The 23,689-nt window shown below is 69.7% G+C and carries 23 protein-coding genes; 13 read left to right on the forward strand and 10 right to left on the reverse strand.

Features of this window, described 5'->3' with window-relative positions; genetic code table 11:
• Nucleotides 1–170 precede the first annotated feature (170 nt).
• On the forward strand, nt 171–1,226 hold the full coding sequence (locus C6569_RS22435) for a methyl-accepting chemotaxis protein (RefSeq protein WP_106749626.1): 1,056 nt from the start codon (nt 171–173) through the stop codon (nt 1,224–1,226).
• A 2-nt stretch (nt 1,227–1,228) separates the two neighbouring features.
• Here the strand turns inward: C6569_RS22435 and C6569_RS15155 are convergent, their stop codons facing one another.
• The 4 genes from C6569_RS15155 to C6569_RS15170 all read right to left on the reverse strand — a co-directional run bounded on the left by C6569_RS15155 (nt 1,229) and on the right by C6569_RS15170 (nt 5,216).
• Nucleotides 1,229–1,525, reverse strand: coding sequence for a type II toxin-antitoxin system HicB family antitoxin (locus tag C6569_RS15155; protein ID WP_106749627.1), 297 nt, complete (start codon nt 1,523–1,525; stop codon nt 1,229–1,231).
• Nucleotides 1,526–1,544: 19 nt separating this feature from the next.
• Nucleotides 1,545–1,742 carry a type II toxin-antitoxin system HicA family toxin gene (locus tag C6569_RS15160; protein WP_106751075.1) on the reverse strand — a complete coding sequence of 66 codons (198 nt, stop codon included), beginning with the start codon at nt 1,740–1,742 and terminating at the stop codon, nt 1,545–1,547.
• Between the two features lie 164 nt (nt 1,743–1,906).
• A complete protein-coding gene (locus tag C6569_RS15165; protein WP_106749628.1) occupies nt 1,907–4,342 on the reverse strand; it encodes an ATP-dependent helicase in 2,436 nt (811 codons plus the stop codon).
• Between the two features lie 250 nt (nt 4,343–4,592).
• Nucleotides 4,593–5,216, reverse strand: a complete 624-nt coding sequence (locus C6569_RS15170) for a L,D-transpeptidase (RefSeq protein WP_106749629.1) — start codon at nt 5,214–5,216, stop codon at nt 4,593–4,595.
• Between the two features lie 318 nt (nt 5,217–5,534).
• On the opposite strand from C6569_RS15170, the gene C6569_RS15175 reads away from it, so the two are divergent.
• On the forward strand, nt 5,535–6,503 hold the full coding sequence (locus C6569_RS15175) for an Hsp33 family molecular chaperone (protein WP_245898116.1): 969 nt from the start codon (nt 5,535–5,537) through the stop codon (nt 6,501–6,503).
• Between the two features lie 3 nt (nt 6,504–6,506).
• Here the strand turns inward: C6569_RS15175 and C6569_RS15180 are convergent, their stop codons facing one another.
• Both C6569_RS15180 and C6569_RS15185 read right to left on the reverse strand, forming a co-directional pair.
• Complete coding sequence (locus C6569_RS15180; protein WP_181313770.1) at nt 6,507–6,941, reverse strand: PaaI family thioesterase; 435 nt, start codon at nt 6,939–6,941, stop codon at nt 6,507–6,509.
• Between the two features lie 107 nt (nt 6,942–7,048).
• Nucleotides 7,049–9,148, reverse strand: a complete 2,100-nt coding sequence (locus C6569_RS15185) for a glycosyltransferase family 2 protein (RefSeq protein ID WP_181313771.1) — start codon at nt 9,146–9,148, stop codon at nt 7,049–7,051.
• 94 nt (nt 9,149–9,242) lie between these two features.
• Here C6569_RS15185 and C6569_RS15190 point away from each other — a divergent pair, with 94 nt between their 5' ends.
• Complete coding sequence (locus C6569_RS15190) at nt 9,243–10,121, forward strand: transporter substrate-binding domain-containing protein (RefSeq protein ID WP_245898117.1); 879 nt, start codon at nt 9,243–9,245, stop codon at nt 10,119–10,121.
• Nucleotides 10,122–10,127: 6 nt separating this feature from the next.
• Here the strand turns inward: C6569_RS15190 and C6569_RS15195 are convergent, their stop codons facing one another.
• Both C6569_RS15195 and C6569_RS15200 read right to left on the reverse strand, forming a co-directional pair.
• On the reverse strand, nt 10,128–10,787 hold the full coding sequence (locus C6569_RS15195) for an MSMEG_1061 family FMN-dependent PPOX-type flavoprotein (RefSeq protein ID WP_106749634.1): 660 nt from the start codon (nt 10,785–10,787) through the stop codon (nt 10,128–10,130).
• Nucleotides 10,788–10,818: 31 nt separating this feature from the next.
• On the reverse strand, nt 10,819–11,907 hold the full coding sequence (locus C6569_RS15200) for a TRAP transporter substrate-binding protein (RefSeq protein ID WP_106749635.1): 1,089 nt from the start codon (nt 11,905–11,907) through the stop codon (nt 10,819–10,821).
• A 151-nt stretch (nt 11,908–12,058) separates the two neighbouring features.
• Here C6569_RS15200 and C6569_RS15205 point away from each other — a divergent pair, with 151 nt between their 5' ends.
• Nucleotides 12,059–12,706: a DJ-1/PfpI family protein gene (locus C6569_RS15205; protein WP_106749636.1), complete on the forward strand. Its 648-nt coding sequence runs from the start codon at nt 12,059–12,061 to the stop codon at nt 12,704–12,706.
• On the opposite strand, the gene C6569_RS15210 is transcribed toward C6569_RS15205, so the two are convergent.
• Nucleotides 12,696–13,271 carry a methylated-DNA--[protein]-cysteine S-methyltransferase gene (locus tag C6569_RS15210; RefSeq protein ID WP_106749637.1) on the reverse strand — a complete coding sequence of 192 codons (576 nt, stop codon included), beginning with the start codon at nt 13,269–13,271 and terminating at the stop codon, nt 12,696–12,698. The two genes, C6569_RS15205 and C6569_RS15210, sit on opposite strands and share 11 nt — an antisense overlap.
• 117 nt (nt 13,272–13,388) lie before the next feature.
• On the opposite strand from C6569_RS15210, the gene C6569_RS15215 reads away from it, so the two are divergent.
• Nucleotides 13,389–15,044, forward strand: coding sequence for a lysine--tRNA ligase (locus C6569_RS15215; RefSeq protein WP_106749638.1), 1,656 nt, complete (start codon nt 13,389–13,391; stop codon nt 15,042–15,044).
• 14 nt (nt 15,045–15,058) lie between these two features.
• Here the strand turns inward: C6569_RS15215 and C6569_RS15220 are convergent, their stop codons facing one another.
• A complete protein-coding gene (locus tag C6569_RS15220) occupies nt 15,059–15,688 on the reverse strand; it encodes a TetR/AcrR family transcriptional regulator (RefSeq protein WP_106749639.1) in 630 nt (209 codons plus the stop codon).
• Between the two features lie 241 nt (nt 15,689–15,929).
• On the opposite strand from C6569_RS15220, the gene C6569_RS15225 reads away from it, so the two are divergent.
• From C6569_RS15225 to C6569_RS15260, 8 genes are all read left to right on the forward strand, one after another.
• Entirely contained in the window at nt 15,930–17,120 is a 1,191-nt protein-coding gene (locus C6569_RS15225; protein WP_106749640.1) for an acyl-CoA dehydrogenase family protein, read from the forward strand.
• 7 nt (nt 17,121–17,127) lie between these two features.
• Entirely contained in the window at nt 17,128–18,264 is a 1,137-nt protein-coding gene (locus C6569_RS15230; protein ID WP_245898118.1) for an acyl-CoA dehydrogenase family protein, read from the forward strand.
• 23 nt (nt 18,265–18,287) lie between these two features.
• A complete protein-coding gene (locus tag C6569_RS15235) occupies nt 18,288–18,749 on the forward strand; it encodes a MaoC family dehydratase (RefSeq protein ID WP_106749641.1) in 462 nt (153 codons plus the stop codon).
• A gap of 10 nt (nt 18,750–18,759) precedes the next feature.
• The gene (locus C6569_RS15240) at nt 18,760–19,689 is read left to right on the forward strand and encodes an SDR family NAD(P)-dependent oxidoreductase (protein ID WP_106749642.1); all 930 of its coding nucleotides are present in this window, start codon (nt 18,760–18,762) and stop codon (nt 19,687–19,689) included.
• A gap of 36 nt (nt 19,690–19,725) precedes the next feature.
• The gene (locus tag C6569_RS15245; RefSeq protein ID WP_106749643.1) at nt 19,726–20,916 is read left to right on the forward strand and encodes an acetyl-CoA C-acyltransferase; all 1,191 of its coding nucleotides are present in this window, start codon (nt 19,726–19,728) and stop codon (nt 20,914–20,916) included.
• Between the two features lie 158 nt (nt 20,917–21,074).
• Nucleotides 21,075–22,094 (forward strand): phosphotransferase, encoded by a 1,020-nt coding sequence (locus tag C6569_RS15250; RefSeq protein ID WP_106749644.1) that lies wholly within the window; start codon nt 21,075–21,077, stop codon nt 22,092–22,094.
• Nucleotides 22,094–22,873 (forward strand): SDR family NAD(P)-dependent oxidoreductase, encoded by a 780-nt coding sequence (locus tag C6569_RS15255; protein ID WP_245898119.1) that lies wholly within the window; start codon nt 22,094–22,096, stop codon nt 22,871–22,873. Before C6569_RS15250 ends, C6569_RS15255 begins: the two co-directional genes overlap by 1 nt.
• Nucleotides 22,874–22,940: 67 nt before the next feature.
• A complete protein-coding gene (locus C6569_RS15260) occupies nt 22,941–23,687 on the forward strand; it encodes a sulfite exporter TauE/SafE family protein (protein ID WP_106749645.1) in 747 nt (248 codons plus the stop codon).
• Nucleotides 23,688–23,689 lie beyond the last annotated feature (2 nt).

A 23,689-nucleotide genomic window follows, 5' to 3' on the forward strand; every position in this document is an offset into this window, starting at 1 on the left:
ACCGGCGCTACACATCTTCCGCAAGGTAATTCGCGAATGAACCTCTTTGCACAAATTGTATGCAAATCAGAAAGCGCCGCTGTATCAACATGTTACGGAATCGGTTCCCTTAGGTCAATTTACCTATTGCTAACGTCGATAGCCGACCTTCCGTGCCAGGAGACCTATCGATGACCGCTCTCGCCACCGCCGCCAACGCGGCGCCTTCCCTCGACACGATCCTCGCCGCCACCCGTGACGTGAAGGGCACGACCGCAGCGCGAATCCAGGAGATCCACAAGATCACCGGCGGGCTGCGCATGCTCGCCCTCAACGCCCTCATCGAGTCGGCCCGGGCCGGCGAGAACGGCCGCGGCTTCTCGGTGGTGGCGGCGGAGGTCCGGGAGATATCGACGCGCGTCGGCGCCATCGCCGAACGGTTTTCGGCGGAACTCGCCCGGCAGATGGACGGCCTCGAAACCATGACGCTGGCGATGAGCAGCCAGGCCGCCGGCCAGCGCCTCGTCGACCTCGCCCTCAACGCCATCGAGCTGATGGACCGCAATCTCTACGAGCGCACCTGCGACGTGCGCTGGTGGGCAACCGACTCCGCCGTGGTGGAGGCTCTGACCGAGCCCTCCGCCGAGCGGGCGTCCCATGCCTCGCGCCGCCTCGGGGTCATCCTCGGCGCCTACACCGTCTATCTCGACATCTGGCTGTGCGACCGCGAAGGCCGGGTCGTGGCGAATGGCCGGCCGGAGCGTTTCGCCGTCGCGGGCCAGTCGGTCCGCAACGAGCCATGGTTCGCCAAGTCCATGGGGCTCGCCACGGGCGACGACTATGCCGTCGCCGACGTGACCCGCGCTCCCCTGCTGCACGACGCCGAGGTCGCCACCTATGCCACGGCGGTGCGCGCCGGCGGCGCCACCCACGGCATGCCGCTGGGCGTCCTCGCCATCCATTTCGACTGGGAGCCCCAGGCCCGCGCCATCGTCCAGGGCGTCCGGCTCTCGGAGGAAGAGGCAGGCCGCAGCCGGGTCATGCTCGTCGATGCCCGCAAGCGCGTGATCGCCAGTTCAGACGGGCGCGGCGTGCTCAGCGAGACCATCCGCTTCGACACCGGTGGCCAGAGGGCGGGCTTCAGCGTCGACGGCACCGGCACCACCACGGCCTTCCACCTGACGCCCGGCTACGAGACCTATGCCGGCCTCGGCTGGTACGGCGTCATCCAGCAGAGGGCGCGGTAGGCCTATTCGGCCGCCTCGCGGCGGGAAGGCGGATCGAAGGGGACGATTAGCAGCATTCCGCCGTCCGCCGCCTCGGTGAATGCCGGGTCGGTTCGCAGCTGATCGATGGTGCGTGGAAGCGGGAAGGGCGCCCCTTGGGTTTCTTCCCAGTCCTCGGCTCCCAGCTCAAGCGCCTCTGCCGCGTTCGCCACCAGCTCCTCGACCGTGTCCCCGGCGGAAAAGACGCCGGGCACGTCCGGGAACTGGACGCCGTAGCAGCTGTCGGGATCCTTGTGGACGATGGCGATGTAGCTCGGCATGGCGGATACGAGGTTCGAATTACCGCTCGCGGGGCCAGCCCGCCTGTCGATAGATGGAATACACCGTTCCGAGCGGCAAGTCTCGCTTCGGGTGGGGGATGGTGACCATCCGGCGCAAGCCGTCGTGGAAGAACTTGTGGTGAGAACCCTTCACGACGCGCAGCACATAGCCTTCACGTTCGAGGCGGCGGATGATGTCCCGGCTGTCGCGAAGCATGGCGTCGGCATCCGAATCAGTTGAGCTCGACACGAATAATATGCCTCGCCCAGCACGCTGGAGCCGCATTGCCGTTCTTTACACCCAAACCCCAGACTATCCCCGTTTCTCACACCTTAATTGTACCGATCAATGACGCAGACAGTGAGGCTGGACTCATCCCCTCACGCCGCCTGGACGAAACTGTCCACGACCTTCTTCTCGCCGGCCTTGTCGAACTGCACGGTGAGCTTGTTGCCCTCGGCCGACACCACGTCGCCATAGCCGAACTTCAGGTGGAACACCCGGTCGCCGGGCTGGTAGCGCGAGGGCTCGCCCGTCGACTTGGCGACGAGTTCTCCCTCGATGGTGCGCCCGCTTCCCGAGCGGTCGGTGAGCCGGCCCTGGAAGCCGCCGCGCCCCTCCGCGTAGGTTGAGCCGAAGGCCTGGCTGCCGGTGCGGCCGGTGAAGCGGGCCTGCGCGTCGTTCAGCGACTTCTGCGCCTGCGCCCGCTGCCAGCCGGGGGTCGCATAGGTGGAGGAGAAGCTTTCCACCTTGTCGAAGCGGCTCTGGCCGAAGCCGCCGCGGCCCATGCCGCCGTAACCGGACGTGCCGAGCCCTTCCGAAATCTCGACATGGTCGGGCGGCAGGTCGTTGACGAAGCGGCTCGGCACCGTCGACTGCCACAGGCCGTGGATGCGCCTGTTGCCGGCGAAATAGATCTTCGCCCGCCGCCGCGCCCGGGTGATGCCGACATAGGCGAGGCGGCGCTCCTCTTCGAGGCCGGCCCGGCCGTTCTCGTCGAGGGAGCGCTGGTGGGGAAACAGTCCCTCCTCCCATCCGGGGAGGAACACCGTCTCGAATTCGAGGCCCTTGGCGGAGTGCAGCGTCATGATGGAGACGGCATCCTCGGTCTCGCCCTCGCCGCGCGCCTCGGTGACGAGGGCGATGTGTTCGAGGAAGCCCGCGAGGTTCTCGAACTCCTCCATGGAGCGCACCAGCTCTTTGAGGTTCTCGAGCCGTCCGGCGCCCTCGGCCGTCTTGTCCTTCTGCCACATCTCCGTATAGCCGCTCTCGTCCAGCACGAGCTGGGCGAGTTCGGCGTGCGGCATGGCCTCGATCTGGCCAGCCCAGCGGTCGAAACTGTCGATGAGGTCCTTCAGCGCCCGCCGCGCCTTCGGCTTCATCTCCTCGGTCTCGGTGAGCACGCGGGCCGCCTGCATCAGCGGCACGCCCTGCGCGCGCGCGTGGTCGTGGAGCTGCTGCAGCGTCGCGTCGCCGAGGCCGCGCTTCGGCGTGTTGACGATGCGCTCGAAGGCGAGGTCGTCGGAGGTCTGCGCGACGCAGCGCAGATAGGCGAGCGCGTCGCGGATCTCCAGCCGCTCGTAGAAGCGCGGTCCGCCGATGACCCGGTAGGGCAGGCCGATGGTGATGAAGCGGTCCTCGAACTCGCGCATCTGGAACGAGGCGCGCACCAGGATGGCGGCCTCGTTCAGAAGGTGGCCCTGGCGCTGCAACTGCTCCAGCTCCTCGCCGATGGAGCGCGCCTCCTCCTCCGAATCCCAGACCGAGGTCAGGGTCGGCTTCGCCCCGTCCTCGCCGTCGGTGAACAGCGTCTTGCCGAGCCGCCCCTCGTTGTGGGCGATGAGATGGGCGGCGGCGGCGAGGATATGGCCCGTCGAGCGGTAGTTGCGCTCCAGCCGGATGACGGTCGCGCCGGGAAAGTCCTTGTCGAAGCGCAGGATGTTGTCGACCTCGGCGCCGCGCCAGCCATAGATCGACTGGTCGTCGTCGCCGACGCAGCAGATGTTCTGCGGCCGCCCCTCCTGGCGCTGCGCCAGAAGGCGCAGCCAGAGATACTGGGCGACGTTCGTGTCCTGATACTCGTCGACGAGGATGAACTTGAACTTGCGCTGATACTCGGCGAGCACCCCCGGATTCTCGCGGAACAGGCGGATGGTTTCCAGCAGCAGGTCGCCGAAATCGACCGCGTTGAGCACCTTCAGCCGCGCCTGGTAGTCGGCGTAGAGCTTCAGCCCCATGCCGTTGGCATAGGCCGCACCCTCCCCCGCCGGCACCTTGTCCGGTGTCAGCGCGCGGTTCTTCCAGCCGTCGATGGCGGAGGCGAGGACGCGGGCCGGCCAGCGCTTCTCGTCGATGTCCTCGGCCTGGATGAGCTGCTTCAGGAGGCGGTTCTGGTCGTCCGTGTCGAGAATGGTGAAGCCGGGCTTCAGGCCGACGAGCTCGGCATGGCGGCGCAGGATCTTCACGCCCGTCGCGTGGAAGGTCCCGAGCCAGGGCATGCCCTCCACAGCCTCGCCGACGAGATGGGCGATGCGCTCCTTCATCTCGCGCGCCGCCTTGTTGGTGAAGGTGACGGCGAGGATTTCCGACGGAAAGGCGCGGCGCTGGTTGAGGATATGGGCGATGCGGGTGGTCAGCACCCGCGTCTTGCCCGTGCCGGCGCCGGCGAGCACCAGCACCGGCCCGTCCAGCGTTTCCACCGCGGCCTGCTGTTCGGGATTGAGGCCGGCGAGATAGCCCGCGGCCGCCTGGTTGCCGCGCGCGGCCATGGCCCTCTCGGCGAGACTGGGCTGGCGGGGGGCGGAGGGGTCGGTCATGGGCCTCGGATGTTCCGATTCGGTTCTCGTCCAAAATGGGGGTTCGCGCGGACAAAGCCAACCCGAGGCGGCGATGCGTCGGGCCGCAGCCGTCGTTTCCGCAAGATCGCGGGATGGCCACTCACCCGTACCCCTCTCCCCGCCTTCGTGGAGAGAGTGAGGGTGAGGGGCGAGGCGAAGCCGATCCATCAAACAAGCGAAAGGGCCGGCGTTTCCGCCGGCCCCTGCAAAACCCTCGATGTCGCCGCGCTCAGCGCAGGACGACGACCCGCGTGCCCACCCGCACCCGGCTGTAGAGGTCGACGACATCGTCGTTGGTCAGGCGGAAGCAGCCCGAGGACACCGCGGTGCCGATCGTGTGCGGCTCGTTGGAGCCGTGGATGCGGTAGAGCGAGGAGCCCAGATACAGGGCGCGCGCGCCGAGCGGATTGTCCGGGCCGCCGGCCATGAAGCGCGGCAGATCGGGGCGGCGGCGCAGCATCTGGGCCGGCGGACGCCAGTCCGGCCACTCCGCCTTGCGCGTGATCGTCTGGTTGCCGCCCCAGGAGAAACCGGGCCGGCCGACGCCGACGCCGTAGCGGATCGCCGTGCCGCCGGCCTGGACCAGATAGAGGCGGCGCTCCTGGGTGTTGATGACGATGGTGCCCGGCGCGTAGCGGCCGGTGAAGGCCACCGTCTCGCGCGGGATGGCGGAGACGCCGGCACCGGGGCGCGGCCCGCCGTCCGTCCGCGGCGCGATGCGCATCGGTGCGTTGGTGGCCGGATCGAAGATGACCTGGTCCCCATAGCCGAAATTGACCGTCTGGGCCGTGGCGGCGGCGCCCGAAAGGGCCAGCGCGACCGCTGTGGCGAGGATGGGCAGGAAGCGCCGCATGAATGCACCTTGGCGAATGGAATGAACGTGACGGTGACCGTGCGCCGCTGCGATCGGAACCGTCGGCACGGGGCCTATCGATAGAGCGTGATCGTCCCGCGCTGCGCAATGGCGGCGACCGATGCGGCGCAACAAAAAGTCACGTTTCGACCGCATGTGTGACCGCAGCGCAACGGTATCATGATCCCAAGGGCTTGAGCCTGTTCGCCTTTCTCCCGGCGGCGTTCACGGCAAAGTGAAACACGCCCGGGCCGGGCCTGATCTCCCGCGCCGCCTCTCGCAATTGCGCGCCCGAGCCTTCATATAGGCGCGATGTCCATGATCCCTGATATCACCGGCGGCGCAGACGACATCGTCGTGCCCTTCCAGGTCGACGAGATCGATCTGCGCGGCCGCGTCATCCGCCTCGGCCGTTCGGTGTCGACCATGATCGACCGCCACGGCTATCCCGCCCCCGTCGCCCGGGTTCTCGCGGAAGCGACCGCGCTCACCCTGCTGCTCGGCTCGGGCCTGAAGTTCGACGGCCGGCTGATCCTCCAGACCCAGTCGGACGGCCCCGTCCGCATGGTGGTGGTCGACGTCGCGACGCCGGACCGCGTCCGCGCCCTCGCCCGTTACGACGCCGAGGCGGTCGATGCGGCGATCGCCGCCGGGCGGGCGGAGCCGGCCGCCCTGCTCGGCACCGGCCAACTCGTCATGACCATCGACCAGGGCGGCGACATGCAGCGCTACCAGGGCATCGTGTCGCTCGACGGCCAGGGCCTCGAACAGGCCGCCGACCAGTATTTCCGCCAGTCGGAGCAGATCGACACCCGCGTCCGCCTCGCCGCGGCGGAGGAATACGTGCCCGGCGACGGCGGCATGAAGCACACCTGGCGCGCCGGCGGGCTGATGGTCCAGCACCTGCCGCAGGCCGGCGGCGAGGCCCATCGCGACCTCGCGCCCGGCGACGCGCCGGACGGCACCATCCTCCCCGAGCCGCACGAGGCCTGGGCCGAGGCGCGCGCCCTCACCGACACGATCGAGGACGACGAACTGGTCGACAGCACGCTGTCGCCGGAGCGGCTGCTGTTCCGCCTCTTCCACGAGCGCGGCGTGCGCGTCTTCGAGGCGCAGGACGTGAAGGAGCACTGCACCTGCTCGCGCGACCGCATTTCCGGCATCGTGTCGAGCTTCACGCCGGACGAGCGGCGCGACATGGTCGAGGACGGCGCCATCACCGTCACCTGCGAATATTGCTCGACGAGCTATCGCTTCGCGCCGGCCGAGTTCGACCCGGTCGAATAGGCCTCAGCGCTCGCCGGAGAACCTGCGGAACGTGCCCACGCCGTCGGCGATGACGGTGCCCTTGTCGTCCTCGACGCGGATCGAGACGAAGGCGACGCTGCGCCCGCCGCCCGTCCGGGTGGCGGTGACGGTCAGCACGCCGTCGCGCGCCGTGCCGAGATAATTGACCGTCAGGGAGAGCGTCACGCCCCGGCCGTCGACGGCCTCCGGGTCCTTCGGCGGGCCGCCGAGGGCGGCATAGCCGCCGGCCGAGTCCATGAGAGTGGCGACCAGCCCGCCGTGCAGGCCGCCGCCGCGGTTCATGAACTCCTCGCGCACCGGGCAGGTCATCACCGCCCGCCCGTCGGTCCATTCCACCACCTCCCAGCCGATCAGGCGGTGGAAGGCGCTGTGACGGTCGGAGGGCCGCACCGTGACCGGCTGGTCCAGTTCGCTCATCCACCGTCTCCTTCGCCCGAGGCCCTGCAACGGCGCCCTTGTCGCCCCAAAGACCGGAGCGTGACAAGCCGCGGGCTGGCATCGCGGCGTCCCCCGATCGGCAGACCTCAGGGGGAGCGATCGCGGGCCTCGACCTCGCGGCCATAGGCCTCCACGACGGCGAGGAGCGCCGACGCGGTGCCCTTCCGCCCCCAGTGGAGGCATTGGCGGCGCAGCGCGGCCGCCACCTCGCGCGGGCTGTGCCGCCCGCTGGCCATGGCGGCTTCCGAGAGGGCGACGATCCGCTCCAGCGCCTGCGGCAGCGCGTCCACAGCCGGCCCCCCGGCCGCCTCACCCACACAGGGACCGATGCCGTGCGGGGTCTTCTCCCAGTGAAAGGGCCGGTGCCAGAGATCGCCGACGGCCTTCAGGGCCGCGAGGCCCATGGCGATCCAGACGAGCGGCAGGAGCGGCAGCCACGGCAGCAGACCCGGCCGCCCGGCCCGCAACAGCCCCGCGGCCTTGTAGGCCATGCTGCCGCCATAGCCGACGAGGAAGACGGCGCCGCCCGGCCCCATCCAGGACGGCGGACCGCCCACGAGCCAGGCGACGGCGAAGCCGGCGAGGCAGGTCAGATGCACGAGGGCCGAGCCGAGCGAGCCGGCGAGGGTGGCCGCCAGCACCACGAGGCCGGGCCAGCCGAGCTCACGGGCGAGACCTGCGGGGCGATGGAGGAGGACCGAGAGGGTCTGCATCCAGCCCTTGAACCAGCGGCTGCGCTGCCGCAGCCAGGCGCCGAAGCCGGGAGGCGCCTCCTCCAGCGTCGGCGTCGCGATCGTGCCGATGCGCCAGCCGTCGCGGGCCAGGCGGAAGCCGAGATCCGCGTCCTCGGTGACGTTGTACGGGTCCCATCCCAGGCTCTCGTCGAGGGCCGGCCGACGGAAATGGTTGGAGGTCCCGCCGAGCGGCACGGGCCAGCCGCACCGCGCCATGGCCGGCAGCAGGACCAGGAACAGCGCGGCATATTCCGCGGCGAAGAAGCGCGACAGGATGGAGCCGCGCGAATCGGCGATGGCGAGCGGCGCCTGCAGACAGCCGAGCCGGTTATCCGCGGCGGCGAAGGTCTCGGCCGCCTCGCGCAACTGGCCCGGGCCCGGCCGGTCCTCGGCGTCGTAGACGACGACGAGGTCGCCCCGCGCGAAGGGCAGCGCCATCATCAGGGCCTTGGGCTTGGTCCTCGGCCCCCGGGGCGGAACGACGATGATGTTCACGGCCGGATCGGGCGGGGCCGCCCGGATGGCGGCGAGCGTCTCGGGGTCGTCCGCCTCGAGCACGAGCTGGATGTCCAGCCGGGCGCGCGGATAGTCGAGCCGGCGGAGCGCAGCGAGCAGGCCGGGCACGGCCGGCGCCTCGCGATAGAGCGCGCAGAGGATCGTGTAGCGCGGCAGGTCGGCCTCGGCGACGGGCGCGCGCGGCAGGGGCTGCGGCCGCACCATGGCCGACCCCGCCCGGATGAGCACCCAGCAGGCGACGAAGAGGCCCACCATGCCGCCCGCCAGCAGGGCGAGCCATGCCGGCCCGAAGGCGAGTGCCGCGAACAGTGCCGCCAGCATCGCCACGACGGTTCCGGCCGCGCGGCGCATCCGGGCCCGGTCGGAGGCGGACCGGTGGGGCGCGCGGGTGGCGAGGGTCGAGACGGCGCCGGCGACCCAGGCATCCTCCGCCCAGCTCCGCATCAGGCGCGCGAAGGCCTCGGGCGTGGTGACGAGGAGCGGCAGCCCATCCGGCGAGAGGAACCGGCCCCGCGCCGCCAGGCGCTCCGCCTCCTCGGGTTCCGGCGCGACCAGCAAGGCCCGGCCTCCCGCCGGCCGCACCACCCCCACCATCCCCCGGACCAGCACCTCCCGCCAGGATGCCGGATCGGCGGCGACGGCGAGACCCTGCTCCCGGGGCGACGGCAGAACCGTGGCGCCGATCCTCGCCGCGAGGGCGGCCGCCACCCCTTCCCGCGTCGTCAGGCCGAGGGCGAGCGCCGCCTCGAGCGGCGTCACGCCCCAGAGGCCCGCCACATAGTCCACGCGGAGGCGGTGCAGCGGCGCGACCAGGTCGTCGACGAGGCGGGGCCACGGGTCGCGGGTCGGCCCAGGCCGTTCGGCGGGAAGCGGTGCCGCCGGCTGGCGCGCGGCCGGCCGCACGGCGAACCGCGCCCGATAGTCCTCAAGCCGCATGCCGGCCGTCCGATCCCCGCGCCCGGCCCCTCCCGGACGCCCCTGCGTCAGGCTATAAGGCGGCATGGAACCGGCATCAGTCGGACGAACCCGGATGGCGTGCGTGGTCGCGAGAACATTCTTCCTGGTTGTGGCGGCCGTCCTTCTGGCCCTGCCGGCGGCGCGCGCTGAGGCCCCGCTGGCCGGAGCGGAGGGAACCTCGGCGCCCCAGGTCGCCATTCCAGGCTACTGGGACCCGCGTCGTCGCAGCGAGCGGGTCGACCTCACCCGCGTGCCGCAGATCCGCTTCCTCACCGAGGACGACTTCCCGCCCTTCAACTTCGCCGGTCCGGACGGCCGCCCCGTCGGCTTCAACGTCGACATCGCCCGCGCCATCTGCGAGGAACTCGCCGTTCCCTGCACGATCCAGGTCCGCCGCTTCGACCTCTTGACCGAGAGCCTCGACCGCAATGCCGGCGACGCGATCATCGCCTCCCTCGCCATCAGCCCCGACATCCGCCGCCGCTACGAGGTGTCGGATCGCTATCTCGAAACCCCCGCCCGCTTCCTGATCCGCCGCGATACGCGCCTGACCGAGGCGACGCCGGAGGCTTTGGCCGGACGCTCCATCGCCACGGTCCAGGGCACGGCGCACGAGGCCTATGTCGCCCAGTTCTTCCGTCTCTCCGCCCGGCGCAGCTATCCCGACATCGAGGCGGCGCGCCGCGCCCTGCTGGAACGCGACGTGGACGTGCTCTTCGCCGACGGTGCGGCGAGCGGCTTCTGGCTCGGCGGCGAGGCCTCCGCCGGCTGCTGCCGCTTCCTCGGCGGCGCCTTCACCGAGAGCCGCTATTTCGGCGAGGGTCTCGCCATCGTCATGCGGCGCGGCAACGAGCCGTTGCGGCGCGCGATCAACCACGCCCTGCAGCGGCTCTGGGAGAAGGGCATCTATGCCGAGCTCTACCTGAAAGCCTTTCCGGCCGGCATCTACTGAGGCCGCTCAGTACATGCCGCGACGCGCCATCTCGGCGCCCTGGCGCTCGCTCTCCTCCTGGGTCAGCCCCTCGCAGTGGTCGACCAGCATGGCGCCGTAGCTCGGCAGCTCGTTGCGATCGATGTAGCGGGAGGCGTCCCACAGCGCGGCGCGATTCACCGCCTTGGCGCAGTGGAGATAAGCCTCCACCACGGTGACGAGCACGCCGATCTTCGGCGGCCGCCCCTGCACCACGGACCCCGCCAGCAAAGCGACGTCGTCGGTGACGCGGGCGCGGCCGTTGACGCGCAATACCTCGGCCATGCCCGGCACCACGAAGAGCATGCCGACCAGCCCCGTCTCGAAGATGTTCTCGAGCGAATCGAAGCGGTTGTTGCCGATCCGGTCGGGCAGCAGCAGGTGGCGGTCGTCGAGCACGCGCACGAAGCCGGCGGGATCGCCGCGCGGCGACACGTCGGCGCCCTTCGACCCGTGGGTGCCGACGATGACGAAGGTCGAGCGCGCGATGATCGCCCGGCAGTGCTTGTCCAACCGGGTGATGACCTTGTCGGTGGCGCGCGACATGGGCTCGGGGTGGCGCGCGCGCACCTCGGCGATGGAGCCGACATAGCTCACCGCCTCGGGATCGAAGGCGGCATCCGCCTCCGGCAGGGTGTGGATCGTCATCGGCGCGTCTCCGTCGGGGGGCGGGGCGGCATCAGCCGCGCCGGAGCCTGAGCATCATCAGATCGTACTGGAAGTCGGCCACCTGGTGATAGATGTTCCCCTTCCGCTGGAATTCGCGCTGGTGGTTGAAGATCTTGGCGAATTCGGCGTTGGTGGCGGTGATCTCCTTGTAATAGGCCTCGGCCTCCGCGTAGAGGCGCTCCAGCACCTCCTGCGGAAACAGCGAGACCTGCACGCCCTGGCCGACCAGGCGGATCAGCGCCTCCGGGTTCTTCTGGTCGTAGTGGGCGAGCATGTCGGTGGTCGCCGCCTGGGCCGCTACCTCCACCGCCTTCTTGTAAAGCGGCGGCAGCTCGTTCCACTTGGCGAGGTTGAACACGCCGTGGAACACGGTGCCGCCCTCCTGCCAGCCCGGCGCATAATAGCGCTGCGCCACCTTGTTGAAGCCGAGCTTCTCGTCGTCGTAGGGGCCGATATATTCCACCGCGTCGATCGTGCCGCGCTCGAGGGCGGGATAGATGTCGCCCGGCGCGATCTGCTGCGGCACCACGCCGACCCGCGCCGCGATCGTGCCCGCGAGGCCGGCGATGCGCATCTTCAGGCCCGAGAGATCCGCGACGGTCTTGATCTCCTTGCGGAACCAGCCGCCCCACTGCATCCCCGTATTGCCGCAGGGCAGCGCATAGACGTTGTGCTTCTTGAAGAACTCGTTGGTCATGGCGAGACCGCCGCCGTGATAGTACCAGGCGTGCTGCTGGCGCGGGTTCATCAGGAAGGGCACCGAGGCGGTGAGCGCGAAGGTGGGGTCCTTGCCCACGTAGAAGAGCATGCCGGTATAGGCCGCCTCCACCGTGCCGTTGGAGACGGCATCGAGTGCCTGCAGACCGGGCACGATCTCGCCCGCGGCGAACTGCTGGATGGTGAAGCGCCCTTCGGTCAGCTCGCCGACATGGCGGCAGAACTGCTCGGCCGCCCCGTAGGTGACGTCGAGGCTCTTGGGGAAGCTCGATGTCGCGCGCCAGCGGATCGTCGGCAAGGACTGGGCGATGGCGGGAGCGGCGACGGCGGAACCGGCCAGAAGGGCGGCACCGGTTGACTTCAGCACGTCTCGGCGTTTCATGCGGCAACCTCCGGGGGCAGGCTCAGCCGCGGTCATCGCGGCTCGGTCCTCGCACGAGGTCTCGCAACCGCCATGCCACGGAGCCCTGCGGCGGCAGCGTCCGGCGGCCCGTCCGTTGCATGGCTCGCGGAGAGCAGCGAAAGGCGAAGCAATGGCACGTGACAGGCAAGCGGCCGCCAGGATCGGCGTGATCGTCTATGGCGGTGTCGAGCCCATCGACATCGGCGGCACCGTCGGGGTCGTCTCCATGGCGAGCCGCATCCTGCCGAACATCGCCTCCCTCACCATTGCCGAGAACCCCGGCCCGGTGGTCCTCGCGGGTGGCCTGACCATCATCGCCGACGAGGGCTTCGACACCGCGCCTCCCTGCGACGTCTTCATCGTCACCGGCGGGCCGGGCTGGCGCGAGCAGGTGAAGGACGCGGCCATGCTCGCCTTCCTCAAGACCATCGCACCCGACCGCCTCGCTTCCGTCTGCACCGGCGCGCTGATCCTCGCCGCAGCGGGTGCGCTCGACGGTCACACGATCACCACGCGGCGCAGCGCGGTGGGCGCCGAGCCGCTGGCGCCCCTCGCGCTGATCGGCACGATGGCCTCAGGCGCGATGCCGGTCACCGCCGCCGTCGTCGAAGACCGCGGCATCGTCACCGGCGGCGGCGTGTCGCTGGCCATCGACGCGACGCTCCATCTCATCGGCCGCCTCTACGGCGAGGATGCGCGGGACGATGTGGCCGCGATCATCGAATACGACCGCGCCTTCGCGGCGAACCGCGCGGCGCTCGGCCACGTCATCGGCTAGGACGCGCCGAAAGACCGAAGGCGGGGTCCCCGTCGAAGAGGGTCGGCGCGGGCGAGGTGCGCGCCCGCTCGATGGAGAGCAGCTTCAGCTTGGTCGTGACGCCGCCCGGCGCCGAGAAGCCGCCGGTCTTGCCGCTCGCCGCCAGCACCCTGTGGCACGGCACGATGATCGGCCAGGGATTGGCGCCGAGCGCCCTTCCCACCGCCTGCGCCGCGCCCGGCTCGCCGATGCGGCGGGCGACCTCGCCATAGGTCAGCGTCTCGCCGGGCGGAATGGCGAGCGTCACGTCGGTGACCCGGGCCTGGAAGTCGGCGAGGCCGTCTCGGTCAAGCGGCGCTGCCGACAGGTCGATCCGCTCGCCGCGGGTGAGCGCGACGATGCCGTCGATCACGGCGCGGATGGCGGGTGGCGGCGCGCCATCCAGCGCCTCCGGGTGGTGGGCGATCAGGCTCGCCCGCGTCGCCTCGGGCGTCGCCGCCGGCAGGCGCACCGCGACGATCCCCCGCTCGCCCCAGGCGAGGCCGACGGCGCCGAGCGCGGTGTCGAAGAGGACGAGATGCGTCATCGCGCGAGCTTAGCAGAGCGCCTGGCCGGCGTCGCGGCAGCAGCGCGTTCATTGACCTCGCCGCCCCCCCGCCCTATTGCAACCCACCGTTCCGCTTGTCTCCGTCCGGACCCCGCCATGCTTCCCGCCCTGTCGATCACGCCTGCCCTCCTGGAGGCCGCCCGCGTCTCCACCGCCTGGCCGTTCGAGGAAGCGAAGAAACTCGTGGCGCGCCTCGAGAAGGCGCCGAAGGCCGGCCCCATCGTCTTCGAGACCGGCTACGGCCCCTCGGGGCTCCCGCATATCGGCACCTTCGGCGAGGTCGCCCGCACCACCATGGTGCGCAACGCCTTTCGCCTGCTCACCGAGGACAAGGTGCCGACGCGCCTCGTCGCCTTCTCCGACGACCTCGACGGCCTCAGGAAGGTGCCGGACAACGTGCCGAACAAGGAGCTGCTGACCCAGCACCTCGGCCGCGCGCTCACCGCCGTGCCCGACCCCTTCGGCACCCACGACAGTTTCGGCGCCCACAACAACGCCCGCCTGCGCGGCTTCCTCGACCAGTTCGGCTTCGACTACGAATTCGTCTCCTCGACGGCCATGTACCGCTCGGGCGCCTTCGACCAGACCCTGCTGACGGCGCTGGAGCGCTTCGACGCCATCCAGGCGATCATGCTGCCCACCCTCGGCGAGGAGCGCCGCGCCACCTATTCGCCGTTCCTGCCGATCCACCCGGAATCGGGCGTGGTGATGCAGGTACCGGTCGAGGAGCGCAACGTTTCGAAGGGCACCATCGTCTGGCGCGACCCGGCCTCCGGCCAGCGCTACGAAACCCCGGTCACCGGCGGCCACGCCAAGATGCAGTGGAAGCCCGACTGGGCCATGCGCTGGACGGCGCTCGGCGTCGACTATGAGATGGCCGGCAAGGACCTGATCGATTCCGTCACCCAGTCGGGGAAGATCTGCCGCGCGCTCGGCGGCACGCCGCCGGAAGGGTTCAACTACGAGCTCTTCCTCGACGAGAACGGCCAGAAGATCTCGAAGTCCAAGGGCAACGGCCTCACCATCGAGGACTGGCTGGCCTATGCCTCGCCCGAGAGCCTGTCGCTCTTCATGTACCAGAACCCGAAGAGCGCCAAGCGGCTCTATTTCGACGTCATCCCGCGCAATGTCGACGACTACCTGACCTTCGTCGAGAAGTTCCCCGTGCAGGACGACAAGGCACGGCTGATGAACCCGGCCTGGCACATCCATTCCGGCGCCCCGCCGGCGGTGGAGGTGCCGATCTCCTTCTCCATGCTGATGAACCTCGTCTCGGTGTCCAACGCGCCGGAGACGAGCGTCCTCTGGGGCTTCATCCGCCGCTATGCGCCGGACGCCTCGCCGGAGAAGAACCCGAAGCTCGACGAGCTCGCCGGCTATGCGGTGCGCTACTTCCACGACTTCGTGAAGCCGACCAAGGTCTACAAGGCGGCCGACGACGTCGAGCGCGAGGCGCTGGAGGCGCTCTCGGCCGCCATCATGGCCCTGCCCAGGGACGCCAGCGCCGAGGACGTGCAGGGCGCCGTCTATGACGTCGGCCGCGCCATTCCGCGCTACCAGGACCTGAAGGCCAAGGGTGCGACGCCGGAAAAGCCGGGCGTCTCGGCGGAATGGTTCTCGGCCATCTACAAGGTGCTGCTTGGACAGGAGAAGGGCCCGCGCTTCGGCTCCTTCGCCGTGCTCTACGGCCTCGACGAGACCCGCGCGCTGATTAGGAAGGCGCTGTCGGGCGAGTTCGTGAAGGCGGGGTGACCCGCAGCCGATCCCTAGGCCAGATACCCGCCGAGCACCTGGGCGACGATCTCCTCGGCCAGGGTTTCGCGGTGGGCGCGGGTTTCGCCGGGGCGGGGCGAGTACCAGACCGCCACCCAGTTGATGGCGCCGAGCAGGGTGCGCATGGCGAGGGAGGGGTCGAGCGGCTTCATCGAGCCGTCGGCGGCCCCCGCCGCGAAGGTGCGGCGGAAGGCGTCCTCGTAGCCGCGCCTCAGGTCCATCAGCTCCTCCAGCGTCGCCCGGTGCTCGTCGCTGGTCTCCCCGAAGCGGTAGAGATCGACGCCCAGCGTCAGGTTCCGCTGGAAGGCCTGGGTCTCCATCATGCACAGGATGTGGGCGCGCGACATGCGCCGCAGCCTGTCGGCCGCCGTGCCGGGGCCGGTCTCGTGCACGCCCGCCTCGCGGATGAGGATGAAGATCGCCCGGCGGAAGACCTCGAAGAAGAGCTCCGGCTTCGAGCGGAAGTGGTGATAGACGCGGCCCTTGGTGGCGCCGAGCATGTCGGCGACGTCGTCCATCGAGGTCGCCTCGTAACCCCTCCGCATGAAGCATTCGGCCGCGGCGGCGAGCACCTCCTCGCGCCGGTCGGGTGAGACGAGATCGTTGGCGGCCGTGGCCTGCATGTCAGCCGGCTTCCTCCCAGCGGCACCTTTGCGGTGTCCGATTGTTCTCCGACACGGGTGTTAGCGCCGATCGCCCTCTGCCGGAAGGGGGAGATGCGGCAATGCCCCCGCGCCTGCCGGGGGGCTCGACAAGGGCCGGACTGGCGAACATACTCCGCAGTATGTCCTCGCGCGAGCGGGGCCGTCAACGATGCGACGATCGGCGGCCCGCCCATCGCGAGGTCGCCGCGGGAGGATGTTCATGGACGCCCTCGACGCCTTCCGGCGCGAGACACGCGCGTGGCTCGACGCCAACTGCCCCCTTGAGATGCGGACGCCGGTGGCCGGCGACGACGACATCTGCTGGGGCGGCCGCAACTGGACCTTCAAGTCCGAGGCGCAGAAGGTCTGGCTCACGCGCATGGCGGCGCGCGGCTGGACCGTGCCGGGCTGGCCGAAGGAGTACGGCGGCGGCGGTCTCTCCCACGAGGAGGTGAAGGTCCTGAAGGAGGAGATGCGGGCCATCGGCGCGCGTTCGCCGCTGGAAAGCTTCGGCATCTGGATGCTGGGCCCGGCGCTCCTCGCCTTCGGCTCGGAGGAGCAGAAGAAGGAGCACCTGCCGAGGATCGCCCGCGGCGAGATCCGCTGGTGCCAGGGCTATTCCGAGCCCAATGCCGGCTCCGACCTCGCCTCGCTCCAGACCCGCGCCGACGACGGCGGCGACCATTTCGTCGTCACCGGGTCGAAGATCTGGACGAGCTATGCCGACAAGGCCGACATGATCTTCTGCCTGGTGCGGACGGATTTTTCCGCGCCGAAGCACCTCGGCATCTCCTTCATCCTCTTCGACATGACCTGGCCGGGCGTTTCGACCAAGCCGATCCTCCTGATCTCCGGCAAGTCGCCCTTCTGCGAGACCTTCTTCGACGGGGTGAAGGTGCCGAAGGCGAACCTCGTCGGCACGCTGAACCGCGGCTGGGACATCGCCAAGTACCTGCTCACCCACGAGCGCGAGATGATCGGCGGCGGGGGCGGTGGTCTCCTCGGCGGGCGCTCGCCCGGACAGGTCGCGGCATCAGAGATCGGAACGGACGCCGAGGGTCGACTCGCCGACCCCTTCCTGCGGGCGGATGCCGCCAGGGCAGAGGTCGACGCGCTCGCCTTCGCGGCGACCATGACGCGCTACAAGGACGAGGCTGCCTCCGGCGGCAAGGGCGTCGGCGACAAGTCCTCCGTGTTGAAATACTACGGCACGGAACTCAACAAGCGCCGTTACGAACTGATGATGCGCGCCGCCGGCCACGAGGGCCTCGAATGGGAGGGGGCCCGCACCAATGACGGCGAGCGGCCGCGCGGCTGGCTGCGCACCAAGGCCAATTCCATCGAGGGCGGCACGTCGGAGGTGATGCTCGACATCGTCGCCAAGCGCCTCCTGCAACTGCCGTCCGCCTGAGGCTGCCATGCTGGTATTGAACGACGACCAGGTGATGCTGCAGGACGCCGCCCGCGGCTTCGTTTCCGAGAAGGCGCCGGTGGCGGCGCTGCGCAAGATCCGCGACGAGAAGATCGCCGACGGCTTCGACCGCGGTCTTTGGCGCGAGATGGCCGACATGGGCTGGACCGGCGTCCTCGTGCCCGAGGACCACGGCGGCCTCGGCTTCGGCTACGTCGGCGCCGGCGTCATCTGTGAGGAGATGGGCCGCACGCTCACCGCCTCGCCCTTCCTGTCGACCGCCGTGATGGCGGCCACCGCCCTGTCGCGGGCGGGATCGCCGGCCCAGAAGGAGCGCTGGCTCCCCGCCATCGTCGCCGGCGAGGCGGTGATCGCCACGGCCGTGGACGAGGGCCGCCGGCACGATCCCGCCGGCATCGCCATGCGGGCCGAGCGCCACGGCAACGGCTTCCGCCTCACGGGCACCAAGACCTATGTGGTCGACGGCCAGGCGGCCGATGCGGTGCTGGTCGCCGCGCGTACCGGCGGCGCCGCCGGCGAGGCGGAGGGGCTGAGCCTGTTCCTGGTCGACGCCAAGGCCCGGAACCTCGCCTGCGAGCGGCTGTCGACCCTCGATTCCCGCGGCGCCGTCGAGCTCACCTTCGACGGCGTCGAGGTGACGGCCGACGACGTGGTGGGTGAAGTCGACGACGGCCACGAACTGCTCGAAATGGTGCTCGGCGCCGGACGCGCGGGCCTCGCCGCCGAGCTCTCCGGCACTGCCCAGGAGAGCTTTACCCGCACCATGGCCTACCTGAAGGAGCGCAAGCAGTTCGGCCGCACCATCGGCGCCTTCCAGGCGCTGCAGCACCGCGCCGCCCATCTCTTCTGCGAGGTGGAGATCGCGAGATCCGCCGTGCTCGCCGCCCTCCAGGCGCTCGACGCCGATCCTGCCGGCGCCTCCCTCGCCGTCTCCGTCGCCAAGGCGAAGGCCTCTTCCGTTGCGCGGCTCGCGGCCCAGGAGGCGGTGCAGATGCACGGCGGCATCGGCATGACGGATGCCATCGACATCGGCCTCTTCATGAAGCGGATGCAGGTGGCCTCCACGCTCTATGGTGATGCCGATTTCCACGCCGACCGCGTCGCATTGGCGCGCGGCTTCTGACCAGACGACGAGACGAGGACAGCATGGCAGAACAGGTGACCATCGAGGAGCTGAAGGGCCGCATCGGCCAGGAGGTGGGCGTGTCGAAATGGTTCGACGTGCCGCAGAGCGCCATCGACGCCTTCGCCGATCTCACCCACGACCACCAGTTCATCCACATCGACGTGGAGAAGGCGAAGGCCACGCCCTTCGGCGGCACCATCGCCCACGGCTTCCTCACCGTCTCCATGCTCTCCGCCATGGCCTATGACGCGCTGCCGGACATTGCCGGCCGCACCATGGGCGTCAATTACGGCTTCGACCGCCTGCGCATGATGAGCCCGGTCAAGGCGGGCGCGCGCATCCGCGGCCGCTTCGTGCTTAAGGCGCTGGACTCCAAGTCAGCCCAGCAGCACCAGCTCACTCATGCCGTGACCGTCGAGATCGAGGGCGCCGAGAAGCCGGCGCTCGCCGCCGACTGGGTCACGCTCGCCTTCACGAACTGAGGACTACCGCATGACCATTCGCTTCGACGGACGCGTCGCCATCGTCACCGGGGCCGGCAACGGCCTCGGCCGCTCCCATGCCCTCGGGCTCGCCGCCCGCGGCGCCAAGGTCGTCATCGTCGATTTCGGCGGTGCCCGCGACGGCACCGGCGGCTCCTCGGAGGCGGCCGAGAAGGTCGTCGCCGAGATCAAGGCGGCCGGCGGCGAGGCCATGGCGCACGGCGCCAACGTGGCCGACTTCGCCCAGGTGCAGGACATGGTGAAGAAGACCATGGACGCGTGGGGCCGCATCGACATCCTGATCAACAACGCCGGCATCCTGCGCGACAAGACCTTCACCAAGATGGAGCTCGCCGATTTCGAGGCGGTGGTGGACGTTCACCTGATGGGCACGGTCAACTGCACCAAGGCGGTGTGGGACATCATGCGCGCCCAGAACTACGGCCGCATCGTCTTCACCTCGTCCTCGTCGGGCCTCTACGGCAATTTCGGCCAGTCCAACTACGGGGCAGCCAAGGCGGCCATGGTCGGCCTGATGAACGTGCTGCATCAGGAGGGCGCGAAGAACGACATCCGCGTCAACACGCTGGCACCGACCGCCGCCACCCGCATGACGGAAGAGCTGATGTCGCCGGAGACGCTCGCCCTTCTGACGCCGGAATCGATCACGCCCGGCGTGCTCTTCCTCGTCAGCGAGAAGGGCCCGTCGCGGACGATCCTCTGCGCCGGCGCAGGCGCCTTCGCCCGCACCATCATCTACGAGACCGACGGCATCTGGCTGGACGAGGCCGAGCGCACGCCGGAAACGGTCGCCGCCCGCTTCGAAGACATTTCCAACCCCGCCGGACAGAAGGCGCTGCAGGGCGCCTTCGAACAGACGACCAAATTCGCCATGAAGGCCGCGGCGGGCAAGGGCATCACCCTGCCGCCCCGCGGCTGAGCCGCCCCCTTTTCAGGACCACGTCAGGAGAGACCCATGCGTGAAGCCGTCATCGTATCCACCGCCCGCACGGGCCTGGCGAAGTCCTGGAAGGGCGCGCTCAACAACACCCACGGCGCCGCCATGGGTGGCCATGCGGTGAAGCACGCCATCGAGCGGGCCGGCATCGATCCGGGCGAAGTGGAGGACGTGATCGTCGGCTGTGCCACGCCGGAAGGCGCGACCGGCGGCAACATCGCGCGCCAGATCGCCCTCTCGGCCGGCTGCCCGATCACCACCTCGGGCATGACGATCAACCGGTTCTGCTCGTCGGGCCTGCAGACCATCGCCACGGCGGCGCAGAACATCATCGCCGGCGAGGCGGACATCTTCGTCGCCGGCGGCGTCGAATCGATCTCCCTGGTTCAGAACCAGGCGAACAAGTCGAACTTCCAGGACCCGGCGCTGAAGGCGAAGAAGCCGGAGATCTACTGGTCCATGCTGCAGACGGCGGAGATGGTGGCCAAGCGCTACGGCATCTCGCGCGAGCGGCAGGACGAATACGGCGTCGAGAGCCAGCGGCGCGCCGCCGCCGCCCGCCAGGGCCGCAAGTTCGACCAGGAGATCGTTCCCTTCACCACCAAGATGTTGAAGTCGGAAATCAACGACAAGAAGGAGGTCGTGCGCACCTGGGAGGAGGAGGTCACCCTCACCGACGACGAGGGCATCCGCGCCGACACGACCTATGAGGGCGTCGCCAAGATCCGCCCGGCGCTCGAGGGCGGCGTGATCTCCGCCGGCAATGCCAGCCAGTTCTCCGACGGCGCCTCCATGGCGGTGGTGATGGAGGCCAAGCTCGCCGAGAAGCGCGGCCTCACCCCGCTCGGCATCTTCAAGGGCTTCGCGGTGGCCGGCTGCGAGCCGGACGAGATGGGCATCGGGCCGGTCTTCGCCGTGCCGAAGCTGCTCAAGCGCGCCGGCATGAAGGTCGAGGACATCGACCTGTGGGAGCTGAACGAGGCCTTCGCCGTGCAGGTTCTCTACTGCCGCGACACGCTCGGCATTCCGCACGACCGGCTCAACGTCAACGGCGGCGCCATCGCTGTCGGCCATCCCTACGGCGTCTCGGGCGCCCGCCTCACCGGCCATGCGCTGATCGAGGGCAAGCGCCGCGGTGCCAAGCACGTGGTGGTCACCATGTGCATCGGCGGCGGCATGGGAGCTGCCGGCCTCTTCGAGGTCGTCTGATCGCGACGCCGGCCGTCGTCCGTCCGTCGGAGAGGACGGGCGGGCCGGCGGCGTGGCAGACTTCGCCTGCCGCGTCATGCGGCAGGCAAGCGGCCGCCGGCGGCCGGATCAGCATTGCGAGGAGTTCTGCCTTGGCCACGCCAGCGGCGACGTCTGCCATGACCATCGACGAAGCGGCGCTCGGCGCCTATCTGGAAGCCCACTGGACGGGCTTCCGCGGGCCGGTCAAGGCCGAGAAATTCGCCGGAGGCCAGTCCAACCCGACCTTCATGCTCACCCACGCCGGCGGCCGCGCCGTGCTGCGCAAGAAGCCTCCGGGGCAGCTCCTGAAATCCGCCCATGCGGTGGACCGCGAATACCGGGTGATGAAGGCGCTCGGCGGAACGCCCGTGCCGGTGCCGCAGATGCACGTGCTGTGCGAGGACGAGAGCGTCATCGGCACGGCCTTCTACGTGATGGAATTCGTCGACGGCCGGATCATCTGGGACCCGGCCATCCCCGAGGTCTCGCAGCCCGACCGCACCGCGATCTACGACACGATGAACGCCGCGCTGGCCGCCCTCCACATGGTCGATCCCGCGGCGGTGGGGCTGGGCGATTTCGGCCGGCCCGGCAATTACTTCTCGCGCCAGTTGTCTCGCTGGACCGAGCAGTACCGCGCCTCCGAGACCGAGCATCTGCCGGACATCGACCAGGTCATCACCTGGCTGGAGCAGAACCTGCCGGCCGACGACGGGCGCTCCTCTCTCGTCCACGGCGACTACCGCATCGACAACATGATCTTCGCCAAGGACCGGCCGGAGCTGCTCGCCGTCCTCGACTGGGAGCTCTCCACCATCGGCCATCCCTTCGCCGACATCGCCTACCAGTGCATGCACTGGCGCCTGCCCCATGCCGGCTCCTTCCGCGGCCTCGCCGGCATCGACCGCAAGGCGATCGGCATCCCGACGGAGGAGGAGTACGTCGCCCGCTATTGCGAGCGGACGGGCATCGACGGCATTCCCAACTGGGACTTCTACCTCGCCTTCTGCCTGTTCCGCATGGCGGCGATCCTGCAGGGCGTCCTCAAGCGCGCTCTGTCGGGCAACGCCTCGAACCCGGAGCGCGCCATGCAGGTGAAGGACAATATCCCGATCCTCGCGCGCATGGCCGTAGACGTCATCGAGAAGGGGCCGTGATGACCGCGATGCGGCGCTACGAGGGCAAGGTCGTCCTCATCACCGGAGCGGCGAGCGGCTTTGGCCGGCGGGCCGCCGAGCGCTTCGCCGCGGAGGGCGCGAAGCTCGTCCTCGGCGACATCCAGGAGGCCGGCCTCGCCGAAACGGCGCGGCTCGTCGAGGCGACGGGCGGCGAGGCCGTCTCCCGCGTCACCGATGTCGGAAGCGGCGATGCCGTCGCCGCCCTCGTCGCTGCCGGCACCGACGCCTTCGGCCGGCTCGACGTGGCGCTCAACAATGCCGGCGTTGCCCACGGCACCATGAAGCTTGTCGACACCGACGAGGCGGTGATGCGCCGCATGTTCGACGTCAACGTCATGGGTGTCTTTCACGGCATGAAGGCTGAGATCCCGGTGATGGAGCGGCAGGGCGGCGGCGTCATCCTCAACACCGCCTCGGTCGCCGGCGTCACCGGCGCGCCGCTGCTCGCCGCCTATGCGGCGGCCAAGCACGCGGTGATCGGTCTCACCAAGACGACCGCGGCCGAGACGGCGCGCAAGGGCATCCGCATCAACGCCATCTGCCCGGCCTTCGCGGACACGCCGATGCTCACCGAGTCTCTCGCCCAGCCCGGCCGCACGCAGGAGGAGATGGTCTCGCGCCTCGTCCAGACCATGCCGATGCGGCGCGCGGGGACCGCCGACGAGATTGTCCAGGCCATGCTGTGGATCTGCTCGCCCGAGAACAGTTTCATGACCGGCCATGCCCTTGTGGTGGACGGCGGCCTGACGGCCCTGTGAATCGACCCGCGGCGTGGCATCTGTCATGCATGCTGTCTGACAGGACGCCGCGGAGGCCCCCACCGCCATGACGTTCGAGTTTGCCCTGCTGATCGCCGTCGGCTTCTTCGCCCAGCTCGTGGACGGAGCGCTCGGCATGGCCTTCGGTCTGATCGCGACGACCGCCATGCTGTCGCTCGGCCTGCCGCCGGCGCAGGCGAGCGCGGCGACCCATACGGCGGAGGTCTTCACCACCGGCGTCTCGGGCCTGTCGCACCTCTACTTCCGCAACATCGACCGACGTCTGTTCCTCACGCTGAGCGTTGCCGGCGTCATCGGGGGCGTGCTCGGCGCCTATGTGCTGTCGAACATCGACGGCAAGGCGATCCGCCCCTTCATCGCCGCCTATCTTCTGGTGCTCGGCCTGCTCATCCTCCTGAAGGCCTTCCGCCTCAGCCCGACCAGCGACGATGCGAAGACCGCCCATGCCGCCCCGCTCGGCCTCGTCGGCGGCTTTCTCGACGCCATCGGCGGCGGCGGCTGGGGGCCGATGGTCACCTCGACGCTGATCGGCTCGGGCCATGCACCCCGCCGGGTGATCGGATCGGTCAATGCGGCCGAGTTCTTCGTCACGGTGGCGGTGTCGACGACCTTCTTCATCGAGCTCGGCGCCACCCACCTGTCCCACATCCTGGCGCTGGTGATCGGCGGCGCCCTGGCGGCGCCCTTCGGCGGCTATATCGTCCGCCGGCTCAGGCCGCATCTGCTGATGGGGGTGGTCGGCTTCCTCGTTGCCGGACTCGCCCTCGTCCAGTTGGTGAGGGCCTTGGCCTGACC

The sequence above is a fragment of the Phreatobacter cathodiphilus genome, assembly GCF_003008515.1.
Taxonomy (GTDB): domain Bacteria; phylum Pseudomonadota; class Alphaproteobacteria; order Rhizobiales; family Phreatobacteraceae; genus Phreatobacter; species Phreatobacter cathodiphilus.

Coding starts and splice junctions, on each gene's coding strand:
- C6569_RS15245 (WP_106749643.1), top strand. CDS start 19,726: ATGCGTGAAGCCGTCATCGTATCCACCGCCCGCACGGGCCTGGCGAAG.
- C6569_RS15170 (WP_106749629.1), bottom strand. CDS start 5,216: ATGCGGCGCTTCCTGCCCATCCTCGCCACAGCGGTCGCGCTGGCCCTT.
- C6569_RS15195 (WP_106749634.1), bottom strand. CDS start 10,787: ATGACGATCCACACCCTGCCGGAGGCGGATGCCGCCTTCGATCCCGAG.
- C6569_RS15155 (WP_106749627.1), bottom strand. CDS start 1,525: ATGCCGAGCTACATCGCCATCGTCCACAAGGATCCCGACAGCTGCTAC.
- C6569_RS22435 (WP_106749626.1), top strand. CDS start 171: ATGACCGCTCTCGCCACCGCCGCCAACGCGGCGCCTTCCCTCGACACG.
- C6569_RS15240 (WP_106749642.1), top strand. CDS start 18,760: ATGACCATTCGCTTCGACGGACGCGTCGCCATCGTCACCGGGGCCGGC.
- C6569_RS15205 (WP_106749636.1), top strand. CDS start 12,059: ATGGCACGTGACAGGCAAGCGGCCGCCAGGATCGGCGTGATCGTCTAT.
- C6569_RS15260 (WP_106749645.1), top strand. CDS start 22,941: ATGACGTTCGAGTTTGCCCTGCTGATCGCCGTCGGCTTCTTCGCCCAG.
- C6569_RS15200 (WP_106749635.1), bottom strand. CDS start 11,907: ATGAAACGCCGAGACGTGCTGAAGTCAACCGGTGCCGCCCTTCTGGCC.
- C6569_RS15180 (WP_181313770.1), bottom strand. CDS start 6,941: ATGAGCGAACTGGACCAGCCGGTCACGGTGCGGCCCTCCGACCGTCAC.
- C6569_RS15230 (WP_245898118.1), top strand. CDS start 17,128: ATGCTGGTATTGAACGACGACCAGGTGATGCTGCAGGACGCCGCCCGC.
- C6569_RS15160 (WP_106751075.1), bottom strand. CDS start 1,742: ATGCTTCGCGACAGCCGGGACATCATCCGCCGCCTCGAACGTGAAGGC.
- C6569_RS15175 (WP_245898116.1), top strand. CDS start 5,535: ATGATCCCTGATATCACCGGCGGCGCAGACGACATCGTCGTGCCCTTC.
- C6569_RS15235 (WP_106749641.1), top strand. CDS start 18,288: ATGGCAGAACAGGTGACCATCGAGGAGCTGAAGGGCCGCATCGGCCAG.
- C6569_RS15190 (WP_245898117.1), top strand. CDS start 9,243: ATGGCGTGCGTGGTCGCGAGAACATTCTTCCTGGTTGTGGCGGCCGTC.
- C6569_RS15225 (WP_106749640.1), top strand. CDS start 15,930: ATGGACGCCCTCGACGCCTTCCGGCGCGAGACACGCGCGTGGCTCGAC.
- C6569_RS15250 (WP_106749644.1), top strand. CDS start 21,075: ATGACCATCGACGAAGCGGCGCTCGGCGCCTATCTGGAAGCCCACTGG.
- C6569_RS15165 (WP_106749628.1), bottom strand. CDS start 4,342: ATGACCGACCCCTCCGCCCCCCGCCAGCCCAGTCTCGCCGAGAGGGCC.
- C6569_RS15255 (WP_245898119.1), top strand. CDS start 22,094: ATGACCGCGATGCGGCGCTACGAGGGCAAGGTCGTCCTCATCACCGGA.
- C6569_RS15215 (WP_106749638.1), top strand. CDS start 13,389: ATGCTTCCCGCCCTGTCGATCACGCCTGCCCTCCTGGAGGCCGCCCGC.
- C6569_RS15220 (WP_106749639.1), bottom strand. CDS start 15,688: ATGCAGGCCACGGCCGCCAACGATCTCGTCTCACCCGACCGGCGCGAG.
- C6569_RS15210 (WP_106749637.1), bottom strand. CDS start 13,271: ATGACGCATCTCGTCCTCTTCGACACCGCGCTCGGCGCCGTCGGCCTC.
- C6569_RS15185 (WP_181313771.1), bottom strand. CDS start 9,148: ATGCGGCTTGAGGACTATCGGGCGCGGTTCGCCGTGCGGCCGGCCGCG.